The sequence below is a fragment of the Streptomyces sp. DF42 genome (genome assembly GCF_058267695.1).
The window spans coordinates 6,064,500-6,089,868 of the sequence record NZ_CM177859.1 but is presented as its reverse complement, the minus strand read 5'-3'; the positions used below and the strand labels follow the sequence as shown (position 1 = coordinate 6,089,868).

At 70.3% G+C, this 25,369-nt stretch carries 27 protein-coding genes; 14 read left to right on the top strand and 13 right to left on the bottom strand.

The genetic code is table 11. The annotated features are described in order from the left end of the window. Positions 1-39: 39 nt before the first annotated feature. Positions 40-1,164: an acyltransferase family protein gene (locus ACYUED_RS28030; protein ID WP_491286225.1), complete on the top strand. Its 1,125-nt coding sequence runs from the start codon at positions 40-42 to the stop codon at positions 1,162-1,164. Between the two features lie 135 nt (positions 1,165-1,299). On the opposite strand, the gene ACYUED_RS28025 is transcribed toward ACYUED_RS28030, so the two are convergent. Beyond that, positions 1,300-2,880, bottom strand: coding sequence for an acyl-CoA mutase large subunit family protein (locus ACYUED_RS28025; protein WP_491286223.1), 1,581 nt, complete (start codon positions 2,878-2,880; stop codon positions 1,300-1,302). Between the two features lie 144 nt (positions 2,881-3,024). Here ACYUED_RS28025 and ACYUED_RS28020 point away from each other — a divergent pair, with 144 nt between their 5' ends. Further along, positions 3,025-3,834, top strand: a complete 810-nt coding sequence (locus ACYUED_RS28020; protein ID WP_491294465.1) for a L,D-transpeptidase family protein — start codon at positions 3,025-3,027, stop codon at positions 3,832-3,834. Between the two features lie 217 nt (positions 3,835-4,051). Here ACYUED_RS28020 and ACYUED_RS28015 read toward each other — a convergent pair whose 3' ends face one another. The 3 genes from ACYUED_RS28015 to ACYUED_RS28005 form a co-directional block, all read right to left on the bottom strand. Beyond that, entirely contained in the window at positions 4,052-5,128 is a 1,077-nt protein-coding gene (locus ACYUED_RS28015) for a coiled-coil domain-containing protein (RefSeq protein WP_491286221.1), read from the bottom strand. Next, the gene (locus tag ACYUED_RS28010; RefSeq protein WP_266589520.1) at positions 5,128-5,790 is read right to left on the bottom strand and encodes an RNA polymerase sigma factor; all 663 of its coding nucleotides are present in this window, start codon (positions 5,788-5,790) and stop codon (positions 5,128-5,130) included. The genes ACYUED_RS28015 and ACYUED_RS28010 overlap by 1 nt, the downstream gene beginning before the upstream one ends. A gap of 403 nt (positions 5,791-6,193) precedes the next feature. Next, a complete protein-coding gene (locus tag ACYUED_RS28005) occupies positions 6,194-6,358 on the bottom strand; it encodes a hypothetical protein (RefSeq protein ID WP_491294838.1) in 165 nt (54 codons plus the stop codon). Between the two features lie 262 nt (positions 6,359-6,620). On the opposite strand from ACYUED_RS28005, the gene ACYUED_RS28000 reads away from it, so the two are divergent. Further along, positions 6,621-6,959 (top strand): hypothetical protein, encoded by a 339-nt coding sequence (locus tag ACYUED_RS28000; protein WP_491286219.1) that lies wholly within the window; start codon positions 6,621-6,623, stop codon positions 6,957-6,959. Between the two features lie 74 nt (positions 6,960-7,033). Here ACYUED_RS28000 and ACYUED_RS27995 read toward each other — a convergent pair whose 3' ends face one another. From ACYUED_RS27995 to ACYUED_RS27975, 5 genes are all read right to left on the bottom strand, one after another. Then, a complete protein-coding gene (locus ACYUED_RS27995) occupies positions 7,034-7,603 on the bottom strand; it encodes a response regulator transcription factor (RefSeq protein WP_491286217.1) in 570 nt (189 codons plus the stop codon). Between the two features lie 649 nt (positions 7,604-8,252). Further along, a complete protein-coding gene (locus ACYUED_RS27990) occupies positions 8,253-9,011 on the bottom strand; it encodes a hypothetical protein (protein ID WP_491286215.1) in 759 nt (252 codons plus the stop codon). 57 nt (positions 9,012-9,068) lie between these two features. Further along, entirely contained in the window at positions 9,069-9,689 is a 621-nt protein-coding gene (locus ACYUED_RS27985; protein ID WP_491286213.1) for an RNA polymerase sigma factor, read from the bottom strand. Between the two features lie 159 nt (positions 9,690-9,848). Beyond that, entirely contained in the window at positions 9,849-11,321 is a 1,473-nt protein-coding gene (locus ACYUED_RS27980; protein WP_491286211.1) for an MFS transporter, read from the bottom strand. 105 nt (positions 11,322-11,426) lie between these two features. Continuing rightward, on the bottom strand, positions 11,427-11,819 hold the full coding sequence (locus ACYUED_RS27975; protein ID WP_491286209.1) for a hypothetical protein: 393 nt from the start codon (positions 11,817-11,819) through the stop codon (positions 11,427-11,429). 167 nt (positions 11,820-11,986) lie between these two features. On the opposite strand from ACYUED_RS27975, the gene ACYUED_RS27970 reads away from it, so the two are divergent. Next, complete coding sequence (locus ACYUED_RS27970; protein WP_491286207.1) at positions 11,987-12,448, top strand: DUF1877 family protein; 462 nt, start codon at positions 11,987-11,989, stop codon at positions 12,446-12,448. A 79-nt stretch (positions 12,449-12,527) separates the two neighbouring features. Here ACYUED_RS27970 and ACYUED_RS27965 read toward each other — a convergent pair whose 3' ends face one another. From ACYUED_RS27965 to ACYUED_RS27955, 3 genes are all read right to left on the bottom strand, one after another. Continuing rightward, the gene (locus ACYUED_RS27965) at positions 12,528-13,094 is read right to left on the bottom strand and encodes a hypothetical protein (RefSeq protein WP_491286205.1); all 567 of its coding nucleotides are present in this window, start codon (positions 13,092-13,094) and stop codon (positions 12,528-12,530) included. Positions 13,095-13,191: 97 nt separating this feature from the next. Further along, a complete protein-coding gene (locus ACYUED_RS27960) occupies positions 13,192-13,731 on the bottom strand; it encodes a hypothetical protein (protein ID WP_491286204.1) in 540 nt (179 codons plus the stop codon). A 119-nt stretch (positions 13,732-13,850) separates the two neighbouring features. After that, complete coding sequence (locus ACYUED_RS27955; RefSeq protein ID WP_491294463.1) at positions 13,851-15,455, bottom strand: beta-N-acetylhexosaminidase; 1,605 nt, start codon at positions 15,453-15,455, stop codon at positions 13,851-13,853. A gap of 206 nt (positions 15,456-15,661) precedes the next feature. Here ACYUED_RS27955 and ACYUED_RS27950 point away from each other — a divergent pair, with 206 nt between their 5' ends. From ACYUED_RS27950 to ACYUED_RS27905, 10 genes are all read left to right on the top strand, one after another. Continuing rightward, entirely contained in the window at positions 15,662-16,204 is a 543-nt protein-coding gene (locus tag ACYUED_RS27950) for a 2-oxo-4-hydroxy-4-carboxy-5-ureidoimidazoline decarboxylase (protein ID WP_491286202.1), read from the top strand. 251 nt (positions 16,205-16,455) lie between these two features. Next, the gene (sdhC, locus tag ACYUED_RS27945; protein ID WP_037884595.1) at positions 16,456-16,836 is read left to right on the top strand and encodes a succinate dehydrogenase, cytochrome b556 subunit; all 381 of its coding nucleotides are present in this window, start codon (positions 16,456-16,458) and stop codon (positions 16,834-16,836) included. 5 nt (positions 16,837-16,841) lie between these two features. After that, complete coding sequence (locus ACYUED_RS27940) at positions 16,842-17,324, top strand: succinate dehydrogenase hydrophobic membrane anchor subunit (protein WP_266520027.1); 483 nt, start codon at positions 16,842-16,844, stop codon at positions 17,322-17,324. 19 nt (positions 17,325-17,343) lie between these two features. Beyond that, on the top strand, positions 17,344-19,098 hold the full coding sequence (gene sdhA / locus ACYUED_RS27935; RefSeq protein ID WP_491286198.1) for a succinate dehydrogenase flavoprotein subunit: 1,755 nt from the start codon (positions 17,344-17,346) through the stop codon (positions 19,096-19,098). Then, on the top strand, positions 19,098-19,877 hold the full coding sequence (locus ACYUED_RS27930; RefSeq protein ID WP_491286196.1) for a succinate dehydrogenase iron-sulfur subunit: 780 nt from the start codon (positions 19,098-19,100) through the stop codon (positions 19,875-19,877). Before sdhA ends, ACYUED_RS27930 begins: the two co-directional genes overlap by 1 nt. Positions 19,878-20,013: 136 nt before the next feature. After that, on the top strand, positions 20,014-20,424 hold the full coding sequence (locus ACYUED_RS27925; RefSeq protein ID WP_491286194.1) for a VOC family protein: 411 nt from the start codon (positions 20,014-20,016) through the stop codon (positions 20,422-20,424). 84 nt (positions 20,425-20,508) lie between these two features. Beyond that, positions 20,509-20,904: a hypothetical protein gene (locus ACYUED_RS27920; protein WP_491286192.1), complete on the top strand. Its 396-nt coding sequence runs from the start codon at positions 20,509-20,511 to the stop codon at positions 20,902-20,904. A 5-nt stretch (positions 20,905-20,909) separates the two neighbouring features. Beyond that, a complete protein-coding gene (locus ACYUED_RS27915) occupies positions 20,910-21,386 on the top strand; it encodes a thiol-disulfide oxidoreductase DCC family protein (RefSeq protein WP_491286190.1) in 477 nt (158 codons plus the stop codon). Between the two features lie 11 nt (positions 21,387-21,397). Further along, positions 21,398-22,141: a TetR/AcrR family transcriptional regulator gene (locus tag ACYUED_RS27910; RefSeq protein WP_491286188.1), complete on the top strand. Its 744-nt coding sequence runs from the start codon at positions 21,398-21,400 to the stop codon at positions 22,139-22,141. 91 nt (positions 22,142-22,232) lie between these two features. Then, entirely contained in the window at positions 22,233-22,820 is a 588-nt protein-coding gene (locus tag ACYUED_RS27905; protein WP_491286186.1) for a Uma2 family endonuclease, read from the top strand. Here the strand turns inward: ACYUED_RS27905 and ACYUED_RS27900 are convergent. Next, positions 22,817-25,225, bottom strand: coding sequence for an MMPL family transporter (locus ACYUED_RS27900; protein WP_491294462.1), 2,409 nt, complete (start codon positions 25,223-25,225; stop codon positions 22,817-22,819). The two genes, ACYUED_RS27905 and ACYUED_RS27900, sit on opposite strands and share 4 nt — an antisense overlap. Between the last annotated feature and the right edge of the window lie 144 nt (positions 25,226-25,369).

Below are 25,369 nucleotides of genomic sequence, written 5' to 3'. Positions count from 1 at the left end.
TGACGCACCCGTGAGAGTGAGCGCGCCGAGGAGAATTCAGTGACCAGCACGACCGTCCGACCGGCGCCCGAAGCGCCGGTGCACCGCCGCCCGGAACGGACGGGGCCCCGGGAGACCCGGCTGCGTGCTCTGGACGGCCTGCGGCTGATCGCCGCGCTGATGGTGGCGGCGTATCACTACGGCGGCCGCGGCGGCGAGGTCACCCGAGCCTGGGGAAGTTCCGCCAAGGACCAGTTCCCCACGCTGCACAGCTATTTCTCCTACGGCTGCCTGGGCGTCCAGGTCTTTTTCGTGATCAGCGGATTCGTGATCTGCATGAGCGGCTGGGGGCGTCCCCTGAAGTCGTTCTTCGCCTCCCGCGCCTCGCGTCTGCTGCCGGCCTACTGGGCGGCGATCCTCATCGTGTCGGCGGTGTTCGCGCTGCCGATGGTCGCCTACAAGGCCCTGTCACCGAGCGACACGCTGGTGAACCTGACCATGCTTCAGCAGCCGCTGGGCGTGGACCGGGTGCTGGGGGTGTGCTGGACGCTGTGGGCGGAGATCCGCTTCTACGCGCTGTTCGCGCTGTGCGTCGTGCTGCCCGGGGCCAACCGTCGCCGCGTGATCCTCTTCTGTGCGGGCTGGACGCTGGCGGCGGCGATCGCGCAGGGCGCGCACCTGCCCCTGCTCGACATCGTGCTGATGCCCGAGTACGCGCCCTTGTTCATCGGCGGGGTCGGCCTCTACCTCGTCCACCGCGACCGGCGTGACGTCTACGCCTGGGGCATCGTGGCCGTGAGCTTCCTGATCGGCCAGCACTACGCGGTGCGCAGCCTGTGGAACGCCTCGGACCCGAACGCCTTCGCCCACCGCTCCTCACTCGGCATCACCCTCATCGTCGCCTTCGGCTTCGTCGCGGTCGCCGCGATCGCCCTGGGCTGGCTGAACTGGGCCAACTGGCGCTGGCTGACGGTGGCCGGGGCGCTGACGTACCCGTTCTACCTGGTCCACGAGCACCTGGGCTGGGTGGTGATCCGCGCCCTGCACATCGGCCTCGGTCTGCCGTCGGCGGTGACCTTCGCCCTGACGGTCGCGTCGATGCTGCTGCTGGCCTGGCTGCTGAACCGCTACGTCGAGAGGCAGCTGACGCCGAGGCTGCGGGCGGCACTGTCCGGGAAGCGCTGAGGGACGTTCACCGGACGCCGGCGCGGCGCTCAGGCGCTGCCGCAGCGCGCCTCGATCCCCGCGACGACCAGCGCGGCCGGACTCCCGGAGTACCTCGCTCGCTTCGGGAGGTGATTGTGGGAGTACGCGCCCGGCTCAGAACGCGTCGCTGGGTACATAGGTCCCCCAGACCTCCCGCAGCGCGTTGCACACCTCGCCCACCGTGGCCCGGGCCCGCAGGGCGTCCTTCATCGGGTACAGGACGTTGTCCTCGCCCGCGGCCGCCTTCTTCAGGGCCGCCAGAGCCGAGTCCACCGCCGGCCCGTCGCGCTCGGCGCGGAGCACGGCGAGGCGCTCCGCCTGCTGCGCCTCGATGGCCGGGTCGACGCGGAGCGGCTCGTAGGGGTCCTCCGCGTCCAACTGGAAGCGGTTGACGCCGACCACGACCCGCTCGCCCTCGTCGGTCTCCTGCGCGATCCGGTACGCGCTGCGCTCGATCTCCGACTTCTGGAAGCCGTGCTCGATGGCGGCCACCGCACCGCCCAGGTCCTCGACCTTCCGCATCAGCTCCAGCGCGGCCGCCTCCACGTCGTCCGTCATGTTCTCCACGACGTACGAACCCGCGAACGGGTCGACCGTCGCCGTCACGTCCGTCTCGTGGGCCAGCACCTGCTGGGTCCGCAGGGCCAGCCGCGCGCTCTTGTCCGTGGGCAGCGCGATCGCCTCGTCGAAGGAGTTGGTGTGGAGGGACTGGGTGCCGCCGAGGACGGCCGCCAGGCCCTGCACGGCGACGCGGACCAGGTTCACCTCCGGCTGCTGCGCCGTCAGCTGGACGCCGGCCGTCTGCGTGTGGAAGCGCAGCATCAGCGACTTGGGGTTCCGCGCGCCGAACTCCTCCCGCATGACCCGCGCCCAGATCCGGCGGGCGGCGCGGAACTTCGCGACCTCCTCCAGGATCGTCGTACGGGCCACGAAGAAGAAGGACAGCCGGGGCGCGAAGTCGTCCACGTCCATCCCCGCCGCGACCGCCGTACGGACGTACTCGATGCCGTCAGCCAGCGTGAAGGCGATCTCCTGCGCGGGCGACGCACCCGCCTCCGCCATGTGATAGCCGGAGATGGAGATCGTGTTCCACCTCGGGATCTCGGTCCGGCAGTACCTGAAGATGTCGGCGATCAGCCGGAGGGAGGGCTTCGGCGGGAAGATGTACGTTCCCCGGGCGATGTACTCCTTCAGCACGTCGTTCTGGATCGTGCCGGTGAGCCGGGAGGCCGGCACGCCCTGCTCCTCGCCGACCAGCTGGTACAGGAGCAGCAGCAGGGCGGCCGGTGCGTTGATCGTCATCGACGTCGACACCTGGTCCAGCGGGATCCCGCCGAACAGCACCCGCATGTCGTCGATCGAGTCGATGGCCACGCCCACCTTGCCGACCTCGCCGTGCGCGATCGGGGCGTCGGAGTCGTGGCCCATCTGGGTGGGCAGGTCGAAGGCGACCGACAGGCCCGTCGTGCCGTGCGCGATCAGCTGCTGGTAGCGGGCGTTCGACTCCGTCGCCGTACCGAAACCGGCGTACTGCCGCATGGTCCACGGGCGGCCCGTGTACATCGACGGGTAGACACCGCGGGTGTAGGGATACGCCCCGGGTTCGCCCAGCTTCTCGGCCGGATTCCAGCCGGTCAGGTCGCCGGGCCCGTAGACCGGCTCGATGGGCAGTCCGGACTCCGTCTCACGCGCCATGGTGTGATGCCTCCCGCCGGCCGACTACTCGGGCACGCTGACAACAATGCCCCGCCGTTCGCAACCAGTCATCCGCGGGGAGCATCTCAGGTGACACGCGGGTACGCCGGTGAGAACGAGGGGGTCTCGGTGCGTATGACGGGCATGGGGAGATCGATCGCCGCCACCGCCGCGCTCACGGCTCTGGCCGCCGTGTGCGGCTGCACCGTGCAGGGCGCGGACGGCAAGGGCCACTCGCCGGTGCACATCGAGCTGCCGGGCAGCAAACCCCCCGGCACCGAGGCCGACGACAAGCCGAGCTCCTCGCCCTCGAAGGCCGGGCCCGCCGTCCTGTGGTCCCCGGGCGACAGCGGCGATCACGTACGCGAACTCCAGGCCCGGCTGCGCCAGGCAGACTGGCTCTTCGACGGGCCGACCGGGACGTACGACGACCTGACGGAGAAGGCCGTCAAGGGGTTCCAGGGCAAGCGCGGGCTGCCGAGGACCGGGGAGACGGACACCGTCACCTGGCAGCGGCTGCTGAAGATGACACACGAACCGGGCAAGTGGGAGCGGTATCTGATGGGCGGCCAACCCGCCGGCGCACCCGACCCGCGGTGTCTGACCGGGCGGGTGCTGTGCATCGACAAGACGACCCGGACCCTGCGCTGGATGATCGACGGGCGGACGGTGTCGACGATGTCGGTCCGCTTCGGCGCGACGGGCACGCCGACCCGCGACGGCGTGTTCCACGTGTACTGGAAGTCCCGCCACCACTGGTCGACGCTCTACGACTCGTCCATGCCCTACGCGATGTTCTTCAGCGGCGGCCAGGCCGTGCACTTCTCCTACGACTTCGCGGCCCGCGGGTACGGCGGCGCCTCGCACGGCTGCGTCAACGTCCGGGACGAGGCGGCCGTCGCCGATCTGTACGCGCAGGTGAGGAACGGCGACAAGGTCGTCGTGCACTGGTGACGTCCCGGAAGCGGGAGAGGACGGGAGAGGTATGGGGCGCGGGCGGGACCGGGGGAACGTGTCCCGCCCGCGCCGAGGTGCACGAGCCGTAGGTACGGGGGGAACCCCGGCTCTGTGCGACGGCCGATGACCAGTCGGCTCACTCAGTACTGCGCGGACGCGGCCGAAAACGTTACTGGCGGGGCGCAAAAAGCATCCCGCGCCACAAAACCGCAGGTCAGAGCGTGCTGTACGTCGGGCTCGGAGACGGGCCGCGCGTGGGCGCCAGCCGCCTCGGCACCAGTTGCCTCGGCACGAGGGGCGAAGGGGAGGCGGACGGCACGCCGGTGCCGCCGTTCCCACCGTTCACGCCGGGGTCTATGTGATGGCCGTCGCCGTCACCGCCCCGATCACCCTGATCTCCCTGATCACCCTGGCCGCCGCCCTGGCCGTTCAGGTGGACGTGTCCGCCCCGGCCGCCGATGTCGCCCTGGCCGTCCCGGTCCTGGTTCCTGCCCCGGTAGGCCTTGCCCTCGGTGACACCGAGGACGTTCTTGCAGTACTTCCAGACGCGTCTCGGGTTGGTACCACCCGCCGCGTCCTCCAGGGCCCGCATGCGGTCGCCGCTCAGTTCCTTGCCGTGGCTCACGTCACGGCAGGCCGACGGGACTCCGAGCCACCAGCCGCCGACGTGTCCGCTGCGGTCGCCGGAGCCGGGCTCGGCGGAGGTGCCGCCACCGGCCGAGCCGCGCGGGGTCGCCGGGTCGGTGGAGCCGCCGCCGGAGTCGTCAGGGGTGGGCTCGCCCAGGGCGCTGTCCGGCGAGGGCGACAGGAGCGGGCGGTCCGCGCCCGCGCCGGCCGGGACCGAGGTGCCGGAGCTGGGCCGGTCGTGGCCGAACGGTGTCGGGAGCACTCCGGTTGACGCCGCGAACGCGACTCCGCCGACCATGCCGGCCGCCAGTACGGCGGTCAGCCCGAAGCGCGCGGACCGGCCCCGGCGGGAGGGCCGGGCGCCCGCGGCGGGGCCACCGATACGGATGAGCCCGGCATCGGAGTCCTGGCTGCTGCCGGAGTGACGGACCGCCGCCCGCTCGGCGCTCGCGTCGGACCGCGCGGCACGGAAGGCGGCCAGCGCGGCGGCCTCGCCGGGGAGTTCGGCGCTGCTCAGCGGGGGCGCGACGGTCAGGCCGTCGAGGGTTTTGGCGAGGCGTTCGGCCTGGTCGCGGGCGGCGGCATCGACTGCTTCCAGTGACTGTCCGCGCAGCAAGAGCTCCGCTGTTTCTCGGTCCAGCCACCTGTGCTGCTCGTCGGCCATCACATGTCCTTCTGCGTCCGCGGACGCATATGCGTCACACTCGCGGACGTCACCGCGCGGTCGTGCGGGTCTCTCTGGGGCGGCAGCCCGTCCAGGCCACCGGTCGATTCCGGATCCTCGCCGAGCAGTTCGGCCAGGCGCTTCAGACCGCGGTGCGCGGCCGTACGCACGGCACCGGGGCGTTTGCCGAGCGTCTCTGCGGCGGTCTTGGCGTCGAGGCCCACGACCACCCTCAGCACGACGGCCTCGGCCTGGTCCTGCGGCAGCCGGGCGATCAGGGAGAGCGTGTCGTCCGTGGCCAGGGACTCGATGGCCTCGCCCGCGGTGTCGGACTCGGCGGCCTTCCCGGTCAGCTCCGTCTCGTCGCCGCCGATCGCGGGGCGGCGGCCGCGCATGCGTATGTGGTCCAGCGCGCGGTTACGGGCTATCCGGGCGGCCCAGCCGCGGAAGCGGTCGGCGTCGCCGCTGAACCGTTCCAGGTCACGGGCGATCTGCAGCCACGCCTCGGACGCCACGTCCTCGGCGTCCGGGTCGCCGACCAGAGTCCGGACATACCCGAGCAGGCGTGGATGCACCGCCCGGTACACAGCCCGGAACGCGGTCTCGTCCCCGTCCTGTGCCGCAAGCACCGCGGCGGTCAGCTCCGCGTCGTCCCCCAGCACCCGTGGTTCCTCGTTCGATGGTCGCGGCGTCGAGGCCGCCGATCGTTGCGTTGGTCAAGCGTCTTCGGCGCCCGGCGCGAAAGGCACGTTACGACCTGAAACCGCTGCTCGTCCATGTCCGCACAATCTGCAACCACCTTGTGACGGGAAGCGATGTACCTGGGTGTGACAGAAACCGCACTCATGGCGCTGTAGAGAGTACGGGCCGCCGCGCGGCCCGTACCGCGCGACGGTCGGGGCCTCTCCTGTGGGGGGTGGCGGCTCCGGCCGTCTCCGCGGTTTACCGGTCTGACCTGTGATGATGCCGGGCATCAGGGACCGATGCGGCCAAAGGTCAGGCCCCCGCGCGGCCCAACTGCAGGCACTCGCACTCGCCTGGTCAGAAGACCGGCCGCTCTTGGTGTCAGCTGCCGTAGAGGGTGGGCAGATCGACCAGGAGCAGGTCGTCACGGCGGTCGGCCAGGTCGACCAGGTCCGGATAGAAGCCGTGCAGGGAGTACAGGGCCAGGAGAGGCCCGGTTCCGAGGCCCCGCCGCTCACGGCTGGCCTGTTCCCCGCGGCCGGACAATGCAAGATCGCGTTTAGAGGCAGATGACTCTATCAACGCCTTCTTTCTTCTCCTCATAATCCATGAACAACGCGGTTGTTTCTTCGCGCGGACGACGGCCCGTGGCCACTCGGGCGGGCCGGAATTCCGCGCACCGCCTGATCGCACTGCGTCGCGCGACAGGACCACCGCGTTCCCGGTCTCCGGCAAAAACGGGGCTTGAACGGGATATACCCACTCGTAGATTGGATTGCTGATGCGCTCTCTCAAAACCCCGAGCCGCATGGTTGCCGCCGCTTCCGCCACCGGCGCTGCGGCGCTGCTGGCCCTCGCCATCGCCGCCTCGCCGGCATCCGCGGCAACCGCTTCGCGCGTCGTCGTCAACGGCAACCTCATATCGGCCGACGCGACCTCCGTGGCCATCACCGACCTGACGAACAGCACCTCCGACTGCTTCCCCGCCTCTCGCGGTACCACCCTGTTCGCCACGTTCTCGGTGAACAGCGGTGACCGCGTCCACTTCGACATGTACCGGAAGCCCGGCTGTGGCGACTGGAACTCCGCCGCCTCGTTCAGCCAGGTCGCGCCGGACAACCTCTCCCAGGCGTGGAACGTGAACTGAGGCTTTTCACGCTCTCCGGCAACGGGAGGCACCCGGTGGTCGCGACGCGGATCGCGTCCACCGGGCGGTGCGCCTTACGGGCATCGCCCGCCCACCAGGACATGAGGCGTGCGCTCCGACCGTCGCGGACAGCCCTCCCCCGAAATCGGGGGCTGCAAGTGACCCAACCAGCGCACTATCGCCTCCGCCTGACTGTGGACATCCATCTTCGCGTAAATGCGACCGAGATAGTTTCGAACCGTCTTCTCCGTCAGGAACAGGTTCTTGGCGATGTCTCTGACTGCCGCCCCGGAGGCGAGCAGATCCATGACCTGACGTTCTCGGCCAGTGAGTAAATTCGGCCGGTTGGGCGTCCTGCGGGCTTCCCTTTCCGTACACCCGCAGTGATTCGGGCCGCCCCTTGAACTGCGGGCGATTCTGAGCTGCTCGGCGGCGATCTCAGGATCGAGGATGCTGGCGCCGACGGAAGCGCAGAAGAGCGCTTCCGTCACCAGGCAGGCGTACTCGTTCTCCAGCAGATAGCTGAGGGCTCCATGGCTCAGCGCCCTGGACACGTCACCCCAGTCAAGCTCAGGTGCTAACACGACCGCGGGAAGAACCCGGCCTCTCGACCCGGCCGAAAAGCGTCTCACTTCCTCGGCCATGCCTGATCCCTGGAAAAGCAACACCTGATCACGTACCCCGATTTCATGAGGGTGGCGAATCGGGCGACACTCGATCCCGGTGGCCAGAGGAGGTCTGGTTCCGTTGCGGCTGACGACGGCGATCGACAGTGAGTCGGCGCAGGCGAGGGAACCCCGAGATCGGAAATCGCACGGCATGAGGTACTCCGGTGCTGGAAACGTCCTGTTTCTGTGACGAGGCCACCTGTGGTGATCTCCGGGAAGTCACCCGCGCTCCGCTCCGAGGAGGTGCGGGTCGACGGTTGCCGGGAGCGCTGACGTGCTGTCACGGCGCTGCGGCGGGCAGCCGGGAGGCGACCGACGGGCACAAAGGATTCTTCGAGGAAGCGAGTTGATCATCAACCCGCATCGCGGGAGTGAACAACTCCGCGGTCACCGACTCGACGGACGCCCCGCCGGGCGCGTGGCGGTCGACCGCCGGAACCTCGGCGCGACCGTGTCACCGGTTCAAAGGCCCTTCACGCTTCTGCCGGGCCGGGAGTGGCGGCTCCGGCCGTCGCCTCGGTGGCACACGGCGGCGCGAGGCACGCCAGCGCGGCGCACGCCAGCGCGGCGCACGCCAGCGCGGCGAACAGCTGGGCCCGAAGGCCGCTTGCCCCCTGGTCGACCCCTAGTCGACCTTCTCCGCCTTCTCCGCTTTCGTCGGCTCCCCGGGCTTCGTCGGCTCCCCGGGCTTCGTCGCCTGCTCGGGCTTCTTCAGCTTCCCGGGCTGGTTCGGCTTCTTCGGCTTCGCCGCTGTTGCCGGTGTCTTTTCGGCCGTCGCCTGTCCCAACTGCTCGGTGCAGTAGGCGGTGACGTGCTCCTCGCCGCCCGCGGCCGCGATCAGCCGCTGCCAGGCCGTCGACTCCATGGCCTTGCCATGCCCCTTGGCCTTCTCGTACGCCCGGCAGTGGGCCTCGGTGTCCTTGGCCGTGTCCGGGCGGTCCGGCGTGGACGGCGCGACGGGGGCGTGGGGGACGGTCGTGGACGGGACGACCGGCGCGTGCGCCCGCTGCCGCGCCACGTGCCCGTCGTCCGACGAGCCGCCGAAGGTGCCGATCGCCGCGTACGCCACTCCGCCCAGGGTCAGTCCGGCCAGGGACAGCGTGAGGGTGGCCCGCAGCGAGCGGCGGGCCCGGCCCTGCTCGCGCGGGCGCCAGTCGTCCCGGCGGCGGGTCCGCGCACGGTGCGCCCCGATGTCCCGGGCGGCCCGGAACGCGGCCACCGCCCGCTGCTCGGCGTCGGCGTCCAGTACGCCCGAACGCAGCGCGTCGGCGAGCCGGCTCTCCAGCACCGGGCCCGCCGGCACCTCCCCGGGGGCCGGGAGAGTCCCGCCCGGGTGGACGTGCCGCCGGCCGGGGGCACTGCCGTCACTCTGCCGGTCACCCATGTCCGTATCCATCCGTGTCCGGCAGTCGGCCGTCGTCGCTCCTGCCGTCGTTGACGTTCATTTCGACTCCCCCAGCGTCCGGGGATCCTCATTCGTCACACCTGCGGCGCCGAGCCGGGCCGCGAGGCGCTTCAGCCCCCGGTGTGCGGCCGTGCGCACCGCGCCGGGGCGCTTGCCGAGGACCCGGGCCGCGGTGGGGCCGTCGAGGCCGACGACGACGCGCAGCAGCACGGCCTCGGCCTGGTCGCGCGGCAGGGTGCGGACCAGTTCCAGGGCGCGCTCGGTGGAGAGCGCCTCCAGGGCCTGGTCGTGGGTGCTGTGCGGGCCGGGCAGGTCCAGTACGTCCTGTTCGAGCGCCGAGGACCGGGGGCGTACCTTCTGCCGGCGCAGGTGGTCCAGGGCGCGGTGCCGGGCGATGGTCGCGGTCCAGCCGCGGAAGCCCGCCCCGTCGCCCTGGAAGCGTCCGAGGTCACGGGCGATCTCCAGCCAGGCGTCGGACGCCACGTCCTCGGCGTCGTCGCCGACGATCCCGCGGAGATAGCCGAGCAGACCGGGCTGCACGATGCGGTACGCGACCGCGAAGGCTGCCTCGTCGCCCTCCTGGGCCCGCGCGACGGCCGCCCCCAGCTCCCCGTCGTACGCCTGCATACGGCGGCGGGGTTCCCGTGCCTGGCCCAACCCTGTCCTCGTCGTCCGTGTGGTTCGTACAGTTCGTGCCTTCACGCTCCTCAGCGCCAGGGATCACGGAAATGTCACAGGCGGTACGTGCGATACGTGCGTACGTCGTGTCGGGGGTGGCGTGGGAGCAGTCGGTGACGTCGGCCGGAGCCCGACGCCTCACATGGCCGTGTCCACCGGTTCGGGTGTCCGCTCCTGCGCGGCCTGCGGAGTGGGCACCCGGTGCGCGTTGATGACCACGCCCGCGATCAGCGCGGCCAGCAGCAGCGCGCCCAGCGCCCAGTAGGTGGCCACGTTGAAGCCGTGCACCGTCGCCTCGGCCGCCAGCCGCCGCCGGTCGACGCCGGGACCCGCGTGCGCGGTCAGATAGGTTGCGGTGACGCTCGCGGCGATCGTGTTCAGCAGGGCCGTACCGATCGAACCGCCCACCTGCTGGGCCGTGTTGAAGGTCGCCGAGGCCGCGCCCGAGTCACGCGGCGCGACACTTCCGGTGGCCAGCGAGATGGAGGTCATCATCGCCGTACTCATGCCGAGGCCCAGCATCAGCATGCCGGGCAGCACGTGCGAGGCGTACGCCGGCTCCACGCCGACCTGCGCGATGACCGCGAGACCGCCCGCGGCCACGAGCAGCCCCGGCACGATCAGGAACCGCGGCGGCACCCTGCCCAGCAGCCGCGCCGCGATCTGCGTCGACCCGACGATCATCGCGGCCGTCATCGGCAGATACGCGAGGCCGGTCTTCAGCGGGGACCACCCGAGGACGCCCTGCAGGTAGTACGTCAGGAAGAGGAAGACGCCGAACATCCGGACGGTGACGAACAGCGTGGTCAGGAAGGCGCCGACGCGCTGCCGGTCCTTGATCACGGACATCGGCAGGAGCGGCACCCGCGCCCGGGTCTGCCACAGCGCGAACGCGGCGAGCAGGACGACCCCGGCGACCAGCAGGGTCACCACCAGGCCGTCGCCCCAACCCCTCGACTCCGCCTCGGAGAAGCCGTACACCAGTGACAGCATCCCGGCCGAGCCGAGCAGTGCGCCCGGCACGTCGAGACGGGCGTCGGGGTGCCGTTCCCCGGAGGTGAGCAGCGCCGACGCGCCGGCGAACGCGACCAGGGCGACCGGTACGTTGACGTACAGGCACCAGCGCCAGTCCAGGTACTGGGTGAGCAGGCCGCCCGCGAGCAGCCCGATCGCCGCGCCCGCTCCGACGATCGCCCCGAACACCCCGAAGGCCTTCGCCCGGTCCTTCGGATCGGTGAACGTCGTCGTGAGCAGGGACAGCGCGGAGGGCGCGAGCAGTGCGGCGAAGACACCCTGCAGGGCCCTGGCCCCGAAGAGCATCCCCTGTCCCGCAGCGGCCCCGCCGAGCGCGGACGCGGCGGCGAAGCCGAGCAGCCCGATCATGAAGGTCGTCCGGCGTCCGACGAGGTCGGCGACCCGGCCGCCGAGCAGCAACAGCCCACCGAAGGCGAGGGTGTAGGCGGTGATGACCCACTGCCGGTTCCCGTCCGACATGTTCAGGTCGGCCTGGGCGGACGGCAGGGCGATGTTCACGATGGTCATGTCGAGAACGACCATCAGCTGGGCGAGCGCGATGACGACCAGCGTCCACCAACGGCGGTTGTCGGCCATGGAGCCTCCCGAGTCGGACCGTCCCGAGGTCGCCTCCATGCTCCCTCCGGGCCCCACCATTTGGGAACGCCAGCGTCTCTTATTACGGCGATTTTGCCGCCGCCGTCACCCTCGGACGCCGTCCGTCGCGTCCCGGCACAGCAGTCGCAGGGACCCGTCGCCGGCGAAGCAGCGCCGGGCCTCGTCGAGGGGGTCCCACATCCGCCCGTCCGGGGTGCGGATCCAGTGGTCGCCACCGGTCGCCCACCACTCGGCACCGGCCTGACGGACGATCACTTCACCGGCGTAGGCCCCGAATCCGCGCAACACGCTCTCCACGGCGGCGTACGGCGCCTCCTCGCGCCGTATCCCCTCGATCATCCGGTCGACGCGCCACAGGCTCTGCGCCGAGTAGTCGAGGCGCAGCCGCGCCCCCTCACGCATCGCCGCGACGGCGTCCGCGGCCCACCGAACGGGCTTGGTCGCCGCGTTCGGCCTGGTCTCGTGGAAGGTAGTCACCTACCCAGGAGCGGGGTCGGCGCGCCGTTCGTCACGCGATTTCCGGGGGGTTCCCCAGACCGGCGCAGGACCGCCCCACCTCCACCCCAGGACTGTCACAGGACTCCCGCAGGTGCGCGTTCCGCCCGGGAGTGACGCTTCGCCCCTGCCGTGCGCTCCTTTCACTGATGAGCCCGTACTTCCATCTCCGCGCGGTGCCGCCCTCGGCCCTGCGCAACAGCGCGAACTGGCTGCAACGGCTGTTCGAGGACGACTGGGACAGCGTGCGCCGACGAATCGACCGGCACCGGGAGGAGATGCTGGACAGGAGCTACCTCGACCAGAACACCCTCTACGCGGGCGCCGACGTGGTCCTCGGCGGCCGCCCGGTGCCCCACCCCCACCCGGACGAGCCACCGTTCCTGATCCTGACCGCGGCCCAGACGGCCCGGGTCGCGGCGTTCCTCGAAGCGGCCGACTTCGAGACCCTGTGGCAGTCGGCCAGGGAGCCGCTTCTCCGCGCCTACGGCGGCCCCGACGCCGAGCCGCAACTGAACGCCCTGTTCGCAGCGACCCACCGGGACATGACGGCCTTCTACACGCGCACGGCCGAGTACGGCGACGCGGTGGTGAAGTGCCTACTGCACTGATCTACGGCACTGGCCCAGCGCACTGACCGACCTACGCACCGAGAACCCGCAGCCGCAGCCGCAGCCGCACGGCACCGTGTCACGCCCGCCGGGCCCGACGCGAGACGACCGCCCGCAGCACCCGGCGCCCCTCGGTCGACACCTCCAGCGCCCGGCGCACTCCGGCCGCGCCGTGGCCGGCGAGGAGCTCCAGCACGGTGACCTGCCGCCGCAGCTCCGCGGCCACGAGCGGCGACATTCCCTGCGTACGCCCCTCCCGGCGGGAGTCGACCGAGGACGCCCGGTCGGCGAGCGGATCGAGCAGCCGGTGTATCTGCAGCGCGGCGACGGAGCAGGCGTCGGCCCACACCCGCACCTGGGCGGCGCACCGGTCGGCGGGCGCGGCGGCCAGCATCCGGCGGGCCAGCAGTGCGGCCTCGCTCTCGCCGGGCTCCTCAAGGCCGCCGAGCTTCCCGCGCGCGTGCTCAAGGCGCTCGCCCCAGCCGCCGGCGTCACCGGCGTCGTCGGCGTCCGCGAGGCTGGCCCAGAGGGGCCGCAGAATCTCGTCGTCGCCGCCCAGCAGGGGCACGCAGCGATCCAAACAAGCCAGCCCGCTGGCGGCCAGTCCGCGTTCGTCGGCCTGAGCGATCAGTTCCACCAGGCTCATCCACGCCTCCTTCTGCGGGGTCCTCCACGAGGCCCAGCAGGGCTCTTCCCTTACGGAGCCCGCACTTCCCCTTACTGCGTGCGACGGCCCGGGAGTGTCACAGCGGCACCACGCCCAGCCGGTCCAGCAGGCGGAAGAAGAGGTTTTCGGCCAGGGAGTCCCCCCGCTCCAGCGAATTCGAGAGCGGGGGTGGATCGGCGTCGGCGGTCAGCACGTCGAGCAGCGGCTCGACGTCGACGTCGTGCCCCGCCTCGGCGGCCCAGGCGACGGCCCGGCCGGCGGCGTCACCGGGCTGGAGGAAGTAGTCCTCGATCGTGAGCCCCTCGTTCCCGGCGCCGAGGTACCCGGCCATCGCGGCCCGCGCCAGGCACGTCGTCCACGCCCCGCTCTCGGGGGCCGCCGCCTCCACGACGACCGAGGCGCTGTCCATGACGTATCCGAAGAGCGCGGGCGCGCCGGTCTCCCGGGCGAGGACGTTCATGTTCCCGACCTCGCCGTCCCCGCTCGCGTACTCCCACACCTGCCAGCCGCCGGGCGCCTCGGCCCGCAGCTCCATGCCCGTGGCCCCGGCCAGCGCGTCGAGCTCCGCGAGCGGCCGCTCACTGCGGCCCACGACCAAATACCCCCAGTAGCCCATCCCTGGCCCCCACAGCTCTGTCGGCTCCGGCCAGCCGAATACACCACAGCCGTACGCCTGTTCGCAGCCGTACGCACCAAGACGCCTCGCGCCCCTGTACCTCGGCGCCCCGGTCGCGCTCAGCCCAGCCGGCCGGCCAGCGCCTTGAACTGCGCCCAGGACAGCGCCGGGCGCCTTGGATCCCACAGCTTCTGGACCGTCGCCCGCAACGGCATCCGGATCCCGGCCGCGACCTGGTCCTGCGTCTGCGACCCCGCGAGGTCGCACCAGACCGCGAAGGTCCCGCCGAGGATCTGCCCGTCGTACCTCGCCGGCACCGCCTGGGTGCCGCGCACGACGAGCGGGGTCCACTGCTCGTAGATCCGCTGCCCGGTCGGGTAGACGAAGTTGTTCGGCTGGCCCAGGACGTAGTACAGGAACTCGTCGTTGTAGTTGATGATCTTGCGCCCGGCGCTCAGGTACTCCACCGGCGGCCGCGCCCCGATCTCCTTGCCGGTCCAGTACCCGACCTGAAGGTCCTTGGCGGGCTGCACGGACGTGCCCCGGAAGAAGCCGTCGTTCCACACCCGCATCGTCCGGTCGTGGGCCCGCATCGTGTCGGCGCGGTCGTTCAGCCACGCTGTGGTGAGGTCGGCGACGGTCCCGCCGGCCCCGTACGCGTCCTTGGCGGCCGAGGCCAGCTGCGGATAGGAGGCCGCCGGATTGGACACCATCAGCGCCTGGTACTCGTCCCCGCCGAGGTTCCACTTGCTGCCGGGGAACAGACCGGCGTACTCGTTCAGCAGGTCGTCGACGATGCCGGCGGCGCCCGGCTTGGAGATGTCGACGGCTCCCTTCGCCGCCACCCCCTGCGCGTTGCGCAACTGCAGATCGGGGTGCGCCGCGATGACGGCGCCCAGATGCCCGGGGGAGTCGATCTCGGGCACCACCGTGATGTGCCGGCTCGCGGCGAGGTCGACGATCTTCTTGACCTCGGCCTTCGTCAGATGCTGCTGCGAGACGATCTCGGGATGCGTGTCGGACGCGATCCGAAACCCCTGGTCGTCGGAGAAGTGCAGTCCCAGCTCGTTGAACTTCAGGTCCCCGAGCTCCCGCACCCGGTCCTCGATCCAGGCCGCGGTGAAGGGCTTGCGCGCGATGTCCAGCATGAACCCGCGCACCGGTTTGGCGGGCTCGTCCTTCACGACCCCCTCGGGCGCCGTGCCGCCGCGGTGCACCTCCTGCTTGAGCGTGCGCGTGCCGTAGAAGACACCCGCGTCGCTCGGCCCGCTGATGACGACACGCCCACCGCGCACGGTCATCGCGTACGACTCCGGGTCCGCGCCCTCGTCGTCGTTCAGCGCCAGCCGTACGTCCCCGGCGCGCACGTCGTCCTTCTCGCCCGCGTAACTCAGCCCCAGCTCACCGGCGATCAGACGGCCCTCGTCGGCCAGATCGGCGTCGTTCACGACCACGCGCTCACCGCGCACCGCACGCCAGCCCGGCCCGCGCGCCGCGGTGTGGGAGCGCACGGCGGGGATGGTGCGGGGAGCCTTCGAAAGGGCGTACGACCGGCTCGGCTTCGGAGTCCGGCTGGGCGAGACCTCGGGCGCGGCGGCGGACCGGTCGACGGAGGGCTGCTGCCGCTGCGCCGATCCCGCCGGGCCGCTGTCGTCGCCCGAGGCCCAGAAACCCAGGCCGATCCCGAGCGCGACCGTCCCCGCGGACACGCCCGCGACGATCATCCGCCTGCGCTTCGGGTTCTGCGCCGGAAGCCGACGCCTGTGCTGACTCACAGCGCCAACCTATGGCCCATGGACGGCGCGGCGCGTCCACCACGCGTTCCGAAACCCTCCCCTGCGGGTGAAATTCGGGCATCCGTCGGACACGTCACGCCCACACTCGATAACGTGAGGCCACACCTCTCACAGCATCCTCTGCCGAAACACACGTGACGCCCACACACCTTCCTGGCCGAGTCGCCGCAATACCGGCGCTGCCCGAGCAGATCCGCACTCCACCGTCCACGAACGGACTGGGGGAGTTCAACACCGCGCCCGCAGACGAAGCACAGCGCCTCCTTCTGACCTGCCTCCGCAGCCTCTGCTGGTCCCACCGGGTGGCGGAACACCGCCCCTACCCGGACCTCGAGTCCCTACTCGCCGCCTCCGACGAAGCGGCCTACGACCTCTCCCCCGCCGACCTGGCGGAAGCCCTGGCCGGCGAGACATTGCCGACATTGCCGGAGGGAACGTATTCAGCTGCACATACGGCAATGAGTGCCGCACATGCAGCATACGAGGCAAAGTTCGGACACGCCTTCGTCATCTGCCCGGACGGCCTCGACGCGGCCGAGACCCTGGACCACGTCCTGGCAGGCATCCGGTCACGATTGACGAACGACCCGGAGGAAGAACGCGTGGTGGCTGCGGAAGAACTACGGCGCCTGGCAAGAGGGCGCCTGCTGCGCCTCCTCAGGGGCGCGGGGCTGTGACGATTCACGGCTCCGGCGCTTGGGCGCGACCCGCCGCGACGAACCCGCCCCCGGCAGATAACAGGCCATCCCGCCCCAGAAGCCGCAACGCTCGCCCATCCGCGTGCCACTTTGATCACACCGGTAGGCCCCCCGTAAGCGCCGAGGCGCCACACAGATAGCATGCTGGGGGCCGGTGGACCGTACCCGGCCGGGCCCGACCGACAGCACAAGCCGGCGCGGCCCCAATCCCCGCTCCCGGAGGGACTTCCGTGCCGGCTGGAACGCTGTACCGCGGCCGGGAAGGAATGTGGTCCTGGGTGGCTCATCGAGTCACCGGCGTCCTCATCTTCTTCTTCCTGTTCGTTCACGTGCTGGACACCGCTCTCGTCCGTGTCTCCCCCGAGGACTACGACAAGGTCGTAGCCACGTACAAGACCCCGATCGTTGCTGTGCTGGAGTACGGCCTCGTCGCCGCCATCCTCTTCCACGCACTGAACGGCCTGCGCGTCATCGCCGTCGACTTCTGGTCGAAGGGCCCGCGCTACCAGAAGCAGATGCTCTGGTCCGTCGTAGGCCTGTGGGTCGTGCTGATGCTCGGGGCGATCTACCCCGTCCTCGGTCACGCCGCTCGTGAACTGTTCGGGAGCTGACACCGATGGCCACCACTGAATCCACCGCGTCCGGCGTCGGCCCCGTCGAGGGCGAGTCCCTCTACGACGTCGACAACCCGGCGCCCCTCATCGAGGCCCCGCGCAAGCGCACCAAGAAGTCCCCGAAGTCCACCCGGGGCAACTTCGAGATGGCCGCCTGGCTGTTCATGCGCCTGTCCGGCATCGTGCTGGTCGTCCTGGTCCTGGGGCACCTGCTGATCCAGCTCGTACTGGACGGCGGCGTGTCGAAGATCGGCTTCGCCTTCGTGGCCGGCCGCTGGGCGAGCCCCTTCTGGCAGGTCTGGGACCTGCTGATGCTGTGGCTCGCGATGCTGCACGGCGCCAACGGCCTGCGCACGGTCATCAACGACTACGCGGAGCGCGCGAACACCCGGCTGTGGCTCAAGGGCCTGCTCTACACCGCCACGGTGTTCACCATCCTGCTGGGCACGCTGGTGATCTTCACCTTCGACCCGAACATCCGCTAGGCACGGGGCTGCGAGAATCATGAAGATCCACAAGTACGACACCGTCATCGTCGGCGCCGGTGGCGCGGGCATGCGCGCCGCCATCGAGTCGACGAAGCGCAGCCGCACCGCCGTGCTGACCAAGCTCTACCCCACCCGCTCCCACACGGGCGCCGCGCAGGGCGGCATGGCCGCCGCGCTGGCCAACGTGGAGGAGGACAACTGGGAGTGGCACACCTTCGACACGATCAAGGGCGGTGACTACCTGGTCGACCAGGACGCCGCCGAGATCCTGGCGAAGGAGGCCATCGACTCGGTCCTCGACCTGGAGAAGATGGGCCTGCCGTTCAACCGGACGCCCGACGGGACGATCGACCAGCGCCGCTTCGGCGGTCACAGCCGTAACCACGGTGAGGCCCCCGTACGCCGCTCCTGCTACGCGGCCGACCGCACCGGCCACATGATCCTCCAGACGCTGTACCAGAACTGCGTCAAGGAGGGCGTGGAGTTCTACAACGAGTTCTACGTCCTCGACCAGCTGATCACCGAGGTCGACGGCGTGAAGCGCTCGGCCGGTGTCGTGGCGTACGAGCTGGCGACCGGCGAGATCCATGTCTTCCAGGCGAAGGCCGTGATCTACGCGTCCGGCGGCTGCGGCAAGTTCTTCAAGGTGACGTCGAACGCGCACACGCTGACCGGTGACGGCCAGGCCGCCGTCTACCGTCGCGGACTGCCGCTGGAGGACATGGAGTTCTTCCAGTTCCACCCGACCGGCATCTGGCGCATGGGCATCCTGCTGACGGAGGGCGCCCGTGGTGAGGGCGGCATCCTCCGCAACAAGGACGGCGAGCGCTTCATGGAGAAGTACGCGCCGGTGATGAAGGACCTCGCGTCGCGAGACGTGGTGTCGAGGTCGATCTACACGGAGATCCGTGAGGGCCGCGGCTGCGGTCCCGAGGGCGACCACGTCTACCTCGACCTCACGCACCTCCCGCCGGAGCAGCTGGACGCCAAGCTCCCGGACATCACGGAGTTCGCGCGCACCTACCTCGGTATCGAGCCGTACACGGACCCGATCCCGATCCAGCCCACCGCGCACTACGCCATGGGCGGCATCCCGACGAACGTCGAGGGTGAGGTCCTCACGGACAACACGACGGTCGTCCCGGGCCTGTACGCGGCCGGCGAGGTCGCCTGTGTCTCGGTGCACGGCGCGAACCGTCTGGGCACGAACTCCCTCCTGGACATCAACGTGTTCGGCCGCCGGGCCGGCATCGCCGCGGCGGAGTACAGCCAGAAGGCGGACTTCGTCGAGCTCCCGGAGAACCCGGCGGAGCTGGTGGTCGGCCAGGTGGAGGCGCTGCGCTCCTCCACGGGCACCGAGCGCGTGGCGGTCCTGCGCCGCGAGCTGCAGGAGACCATGGACGCGAACGTCATGGTGTTCCGCACCGAGCAGACGATCAAGACCGCGGTCGAGAAGATCGCCGAGCTGCGCGAGCGCTACAAGAACGTCGCGATCCAGGACAAGGGCAAGCGGTTCAACACCGACCTGCTGGAGGCCGTCGAGCTGGGCAACCTACTCGACCTGGCCGAGGTCATGGCGGTGTCGGCCCTGGCCCGCAAGGAGTCCCGCGGCGGTCACTACCGCGAGGACTACCCGAACCGCGACGACGTCAACTTCATGCGCCACACCATGGCGTACCGCGAGGTGGGCGACGACGGCACCGAGTCCATCCGTCTCGACTACAAGCCGGTCGTCCAGACCCGCTACCAGCCGATGGAGCGTAAGTACTGATGGCAACCCCCGTTCTGGACAAGGCGGACGCGGCCGGCGAGCCCGAGCCCGGTTTCGCCGACTCCCCGTACATCACGGTCACCGTTCGCGTCCGCCGCTTCAACTCCGAGGTCTCGGCGGAGGCCACCTGGGAAGACTTCCAGCTGGAGATCGACCCCAAGGAGCGCGTCCTCGACGCGCTCCACAAGATCAAGTGGGACATCGACGGCACGCTGACCTTCCGCCGCTCCTGCGCGCACGGCATCTGCGGCTCGGACGCGATGAGGATCAACGGCAAGAACCGTCTTGCCTGCAAGACCCTCATCAAGGACCTCAACCCCGCGAAGCCGATCACGGTCGAGCCCATCAAGGGCCTGACGGTCCTGAAGGACCTGGTCGTCGACATGGACCCGTTCTTCCAGGCGTACCGCGACGTCATGCCCTTCCTCATCACGAAGGACACGAACGAGCCGACGCGTGAGCGTCTGCAGACGGCCGAGGACCGCGAGCGCTTCGACGACACGACGAAGTGCATCCTCTGCGCCGCCTGCACGTCCTCGTGCCCGGTGTTCTGGAACGACGGCCAGTACTTCGGCCCGGCCGCCATCGTCAACGCGCACCGCTTCATCTTCGACTCGCGCGACGAGGCCGGCGAGCAGCGCCTGGAGATCCTCAACGACCGCGACGGCGTGTGGCGCTGCCGCACGACCTTCAACTGCACGGACGCCTGCCCGCGCGGCATCGAGGTCACGAAGGCGATCCAGGAGGTGAAGCGAGCGCTCATCACGCGCCGCTTCTGATCTCCGCTCCCGTACGGCTCACCGTTCTTCTACGGTGATGTGGGCCCCGTCCCCGGTTTCGCACCGGGACGGGGCTCACTCGCGTCCGCACCACTGAATCACCGATTCCGGCCGCCTCCCCACCTATTCTGACGGTATGTCAGATGACCAGTCGTACGAACTGCTCGGATTCGACAACGTCCTGCTGCCCGTCGGGGACCTCGGCACGGCGGTCGACTTCTTCGAGCGCGCCGGGTTCGCGGTGGGCTTCCGGTTCGACGAGGCCGGGATCGCGCTGCTGAAGGTCGGGGGCGAGACGCCCGGGATCCTGCTGCGGCAGGAGGAGGGGCTGGGGCATCGGCCACCGCCGTGGCCCTCACCCCGCCTGTGGATCGAGGTGACCGACGCGCGGGCGGCGGCCCGCGCGCTCACAGCGGCGGGCATCGCACCCCTGGACGAGCCCTTCTCCGTGGCCACCGGCTGGACCGTCGAGATCGCCGACCCGTGGGGGAACGTCATCGGATTCACCGACTACAGCAAGCGTCCGGAGCTGGGCCGCCGCCCCTGACGCCCTTCCGGCTTGAACGCGTTCAAAAACAGGTCTACAGTCATCCCTGTCAGCGTTTTGAACGCGTTCAAGAAGAGGTGGGGCATGGACCGCACGGTCATCGCCTACGTCATATACCTGCTGGTCAGCATCGCGCTGACGATCTGGGTGGCCCGCACGCTCAGCCGCAACGGACGAATCTTCCTCGCCGACGTGCTGCAGGGGAACGAGAAGCTCGCCGAAGCCGTCAACCACCTCCTGGTGGTCGGCTTCTACCTCGTGAACCTCGGCTTCGTCGCCCTCTACCTGAGCGGCGACGAGACCATCGAGGACACCCGCCAGATCTTCGAGGCCCTGTCGACCAAGCTCGGCGTGGTGCTGCTGGTGCTCGGCGTGATGCACCTGGGCAACGTGTACGTCCTCAACCGGATCCGGCGGCGCGGGTTGATGGAGCGGGAGCAGGTGCCCCCGGTCGCGCCGCAGGACTGGGTCGGAGCGTGAGGGACATGAGCACCCCCGCGGCGGACCGGGTCCCGGTCCGCCGGCTCACCCTCCTGTACGACGCCGAGTGCTCGCTGTGCGCCTTCCTGCGCGACTGGCTCGTACGACAGCCGCAGCTCGTGCCGTTGGAGTTCCTGCCCGCCGGATCGGAGCAGGCCCGGCGCCGCTTTCCCACGCTCGACCACCGCGCCACCCTCGACGACATCACCGTCGTCGGCGACGCGGGGCAGGTCTACCGCTCCGCCGCCGCCTGGATCGTCACCCTGTGGGCGCTGCGCGAACACCGGCCGCTCGCCCACCGGCTCAGCACACCGGCGGGGGCGAAGCTCGCCAAAGGGGCGGTGCTGGCGGCGGCGAAGTGGCGGGGCGCGCATCGGGGCGCGCAGGTGTACCGCGGTGCGGACGGGTGGACCTACGACCCGAGGCAGGGCTGGACGTACGGCGCACCCGGCTGTGACGGCAGCTCCTGCGTCACCCCGTAGGCTCTCCTTCCGTGCCTGCGAAGAACGACGGCCCCGACGGGGGCGGCAACCCGACCAAGTCCGAGCAGACCCGTGCGCTGATCCTGGAGACGGCGATGCGGCTGTTCCAGGAGCGCGGCTACGACAAGACGACGATGCGGGCCATCGCCAAGGAGGCCGGGGTCTCCGTCGGTAACGCGTACTACTACTTCGAGGGCAAGGAACACCTGATCCAGGGCTTCTACGACCGGATCGCCACCGAGCACCGGGCGGCGGTCCGGGAGGTCCTGGCCCAGGAGAGAGACCTGGAGGCGCGGCTCGCGGGGGTCCTGCGGGCGTGGCTGGACATCGCGACGCCGTACCACGAGTTCGCGGTGCAGTTCTTCAAGAACGCCGCCGATCCGGACAGCCCGCTCAGCCCCTTCTCCCCCGAGTCGGAGCACGCGCGCGTGGAGGCGATTTCCGTCCACCGCGAGGTGCTGGCCGGGGCGACGAAGACCAAGGTTCCGGACGAACTCCGGGATGTCCTGCCCGAGTTGATGTGGCTCGCCCAGATGGGGCTCGTGCTGTACTGGATCTTCGACCGCACCGAGGGGCGGGAGCGGAGCTACCGGCTGGCCGAGCGGGGGGCGCGGCTCACGGCTCGTGGTGTGTCGCTGGCGCGGTTCCGGGTGCTGCGGCCGCTGGTGCGCGAGGTGCACGAGCTGTTCACGGACTTCCTGCCGGGGATGACGAAGGTGCTGCCGGATCCGGGGGGCGAGGGGCGGGCGGGGTGATCCACTTTCGGGTGAAGCGACTCGAACGGGACACCGGCTGTCCCGCGTGCCTACGATGATGCTCTCGACACCAGCCCATGGGAGGCACCTGATGTCCGCAGCAGCTGTCGAGCGGCCGCACGAGGAACGGTCGCAGATCGCCGAGGCGAACCACATCATGGAGAGCGTTCCGGGCCTCCGCGTCGAGATCATCGGAGACCAGATCCTCGTGAGCCCACCGCCGGAGGGCCCTCACTCTGAAGCACTCATGCTGTTCGCAACCCCGTTCCTGGGCCTGGGCCTCGTGCGTGCGCTCCCCGGTATCGGCCTCTGGCTGCCGAGCGGTCCGGAGGACTACGCGATCCCGGATCTGTCGGTGGTCGACGACGACTACCGTGATCACCTGGTCGAGAACAGCTGTTACGACCCGACGTGCTTCCGCCTGGTCATGGAGGTCACCTCCAGCAACTGGAAGACAGACCTGCAGACCAAGGTCGCCTACTACGCCAAGGCCCGGGTCCCCGTCTACGCAATCGTCGACCGCAAGCACCAGCGCCTCCATGTGCTGGCCGAACCGACGGCCCGCGGCTACGCCAAACACGGGATCCACATCCCCGGGGAGCTGGTCACGCTCCCCGAGTCCGTGGGCGGCAAGGTCGTGCTGGACGTCGAGCGCCTCCTCAAGGCCGGCCTGAACTAGTTGACCGCGTCCACCTCCCCCTCCGCCAGCTCCACGTCGTACGCCAACGGCGCGTCCGCCACCACGACGTGGGCCGCGCGCGAGCCGTACGAGGTCGCCGTCGTCGCCAGCAGATAGGCCCCCGGCCCGGGTACCGACACGATGTACGAGCCGTCCGCCAGCGACGTCACCCGGTCCAGCTGACGTCCGCCCTTCGTCAGGAGGGTCACCGAGGCGCCGTCCACCGGCTCACCCTCGGCGGTGCGGATGAAGCCGTGGACCACCGAGGCAGGGCCCTCCGCGTCCGGCGACGAGGCCTCCGCGTCCTCCTTCGGCTCGACCGCCAGGTGCGGCAGCCGCTTCTCCAGCCATGCCGGCAGCCACCAGTTGGACTTCCCGAGCAGATGCATCGCGGCCGGCACCAGAGCCGTACGGAGGATGAACGCGTCCAGGGCCACGGCGGCGGCCAGTCCCACGCCCGCCGTCGCCGCCCCCGCGTCGCCGCTCAGGACGAACGCCAGGAACACGCAGACCATGATCAGGGCCGCGGAGTTGATGACCCGGCTGGTCTCCGCGAGGCCGACGCGCACCGCGCGCGCGTTGTCCCGCGTGTGCACCCACTCCTCGTGCATCCGGCTCACCAGGAACACCTGGTAGTCCATCGACAGCCCGAACAGCAACGACAGCATGATGACGGGCAGGAAGGCGTTGATCGGGCCCTCCTTGCCGAGGCCGAGCAGGTCCAGGCCCCAGCCCCACTGGAAGACCGCGACGAGGACGCCGAACGAGGCGGCCGCGGCGATCAGGTTCATCAGGGCCGCCGTCAGCGGGACCACCAGGGAGCGGAAGGCGACCAGCAGGAGCAGGAACCCGAGGCCGATGATCGTCGCGATGAACAGCGGCAGACGGTCGCCCGTCACCGACGCGAAGTCCTTCGAGACGGCTGTCACGCCGCCCACGTGCGCCTGCGCACCGGCCTTCGGGATCACCTCGTCCCGCAGAGTGTCGATCAGGTCGTCCGTCTCCTTGGACTGCGGTGACGTCTTCGGCACGACCTGGATGACCGTCACGCCCTTCGCAGGCGGCAGCGCGGCGACCCGGGCGACCCCCGGTGTCGACTGGATGCCCTTGACCAGGGTGGCGGTGTCGCCGCTCTCGGAGACCACCTGGAGCGGGCCGTTGAAGCCGGGCCCGAAGCCCTCGGCCAGCAGGTCGTACGCCTTCCTGGTGGTCGTCGACGCGTCGTCGTTGCCCTGGTCGGTGGCGCCGAGGCGGAGCGACAGCACGGGGATGGCGAGGACGGCCATCACGACCAGGGCGAGGGCGGCGATCCTGCGGGGGCGCTTCTGCACGTTGGACGACCAGCGTGCCGCCATGCCGCTCACCCCCTCCGGCTCGGGCCCACTGGCCGCGAGCCGGCGCCGCTGGCGGCGGCTGAGGACGCGGGGGCCGAGGAGGCCGAGCAGGGCCGGGAGCAGGGTGGTGGCCGCCAGCACGCTCAGCACGACCGTGATCGAGGTGCCGATGACCACGCCGTCCAGGAAGTGCAGTCGCGTCACGAGCATGCCGGCGAGTGCGATGCACACCGTGCCGCCCGCGAACAGCACCGCCCGCCCCGAGGTGTTGAGCGCCGTGACGGCCGCCTCCTCGGGGGCCATGCCGCGTTGGATGCCGCGCCGGTGCCGGGTGACGATGAACAGGGCGTAGTCGATGCCGACGCCGAGGCCGATCAGGGACGCGAGCAGCGGCGCTATGTCGGGAATGTCGGTGGCGTGGCTGATGAGTTGGGTGGAGAACAGGCCCATGCCGACGCCGAAGACGGCGATGGCGATCGGCAGCAGCATCGCGAAGAGCGAGCCGAAGGCGAGGAACAGCACGACGGCCGCCGCGACGATGCCGACCATCTCCGACAGGCCCTGCGGCGGCTCCTGGACCCGCTGGATGGCCTGCCCGCCCAGCTCGACCTGCAGTCCGCCGCGTTCGGCGTCCCGCGCGGTGTCGATGGCGTTCTGGACGAGGTCCTTGGGCACCTCGTTCGCGCGTTGGGTGAAGGTCAGCTGGGCGTACGCGATCCTGCCGTCGCCGCTGATCTGGGCCGCGCCCCGGGCTCCGGCGTAGGGGCTGGTCACCTCACCGACGCCGGGCATCTTCGCGATTCTGTCCAGGGCCGGCTGGATCCGGTCCTTCACCGCCCGGTCCTTCACCGAGCCGCCGTCGACCTTCCACACCACCGTGTCGGTGTCGCCCGAGGTGTTCGGGAAGGCCTTCTCCATCAGGTCGTACGCGCTCTTGGAGTCCGTGTCGGGGAGGGAGAACACGTTCGCGTAGTTCGTGCCCGCCGCAGAGGCCGAGAAGCCCAGCCCGAACAACGCCCCCACCCACAGCAACAGGACCACCAGCCGGTGCCGATAGCACCACCGTGCCAATGCCGCCACGTTCAACGCTCCTTTGTCGGTCGTCGGTTGGTCCCCCAGGTCCTGGGCAACAGGATTGGCGGCGGCACGCAGGCGTGGACACCGGGCGCCCATGACTCTCAAGGAACTCCAAAGACCGATCCGGCCCGACTGTCA

Excerpts from the sequence above, each read along its gene's own strand:
- ACYUED_RS28000 (WP_491286219.1), top strand. The coding sequence starts at position 6,621 with ATGGTTGCCGCCGCTTCCGCCACCGGCGCTGCGGCGCTGCTGGCCCTC.
- ACYUED_RS27980 (WP_491286211.1), bottom strand. The coding sequence starts at position 11,321 with ATGGCCGACAACCGCCGTTGGTGGACGCTGGTCGTCATCGCGCTCGCC.
- ACYUED_RS27990 (WP_491286215.1), bottom strand. The coding sequence starts at position 9,011 with ATGGGTGACCGGCAGAGTGACGGCAGTGCCCCCGGCCGGCGGCACGTC.
- ACYUED_RS27930 (WP_491286196.1), top strand. The coding sequence starts at position 19,098 with ATGGCAACCCCCGTTCTGGACAAGGCGGACGCGGCCGGCGAGCCCGAG.
- ACYUED_RS27965 (WP_491286205.1), bottom strand. The coding sequence starts at position 13,094 with ATGAGCCTGGTGGAACTGATCGCTCAGGCCGACGAACGCGGACTGGCC.
- ACYUED_RS27915 (WP_491286190.1), top strand. The coding sequence starts at position 20,910 with ATGAGCACCCCCGCGGCGGACCGGGTCCCGGTCCGCCGGCTCACCCTC.
- ACYUED_RS27955 (WP_491294463.1), bottom strand. The coding sequence starts at position 15,455 with ATGATCGTCGCGGGCGTGTCCGCGGGGACGGTCGCGCTCGGGATCGGC.
- ACYUED_RS28015 (WP_491286221.1), bottom strand. The coding sequence starts at position 5,128 with ATGGCCGACGAGCAGCACAGGTGGCTGGACCGAGAAACAGCGGAGCTC.
- ACYUED_RS27970 (WP_491286207.1), top strand. The coding sequence starts at position 11,987 with ATGAGCCCGTACTTCCATCTCCGCGCGGTGCCGCCCTCGGCCCTGCGC.
- ACYUED_RS28020 (WP_491294465.1), top strand. The coding sequence starts at position 3,025 with ATGGGGAGATCGATCGCCGCCACCGCCGCGCTCACGGCTCTGGCCGCC.
- ACYUED_RS27960 (WP_491286204.1), bottom strand. The coding sequence starts at position 13,731 with ATGGGCTACTGGGGGTATTTGGTCGTGGGCCGCAGTGAGCGGCCGCTC.
- ACYUED_RS27920 (WP_491286192.1), top strand. The coding sequence starts at position 20,509 with ATGGACCGCACGGTCATCGCCTACGTCATATACCTGCTGGTCAGCATC.
- ACYUED_RS27925 (WP_491286194.1), top strand. The coding sequence starts at position 20,014 with ATGTCAGATGACCAGTCGTACGAACTGCTCGGATTCGACAACGTCCTG.
- ACYUED_RS27940 (WP_266520027.1), top strand. The coding sequence starts at position 16,842 with ATGGCCACCACTGAATCCACCGCGTCCGGCGTCGGCCCCGTCGAGGGC.
- ACYUED_RS27905 (WP_491286186.1), top strand. The coding sequence starts at position 22,233 with ATGTCCGCAGCAGCTGTCGAGCGGCCGCACGAGGAACGGTCGCAGATC.
- ACYUED_RS27995 (WP_491286217.1), bottom strand. The coding sequence starts at position 7,603 with ATGGCCGAGGAAGTGAGACGCTTTTCGGCCGGGTCGAGAGGCCGGGTT.
- ACYUED_RS28025 (WP_491286223.1), bottom strand. The coding sequence starts at position 2,880 with ATGGCGCGTGAGACGGAGTCCGGACTGCCCATCGAGCCGGTCTACGGG.
- sdhA (WP_491286198.1), top strand. The coding sequence starts at position 17,344 with ATGAAGATCCACAAGTACGACACCGTCATCGTCGGCGCCGGTGGCGCG.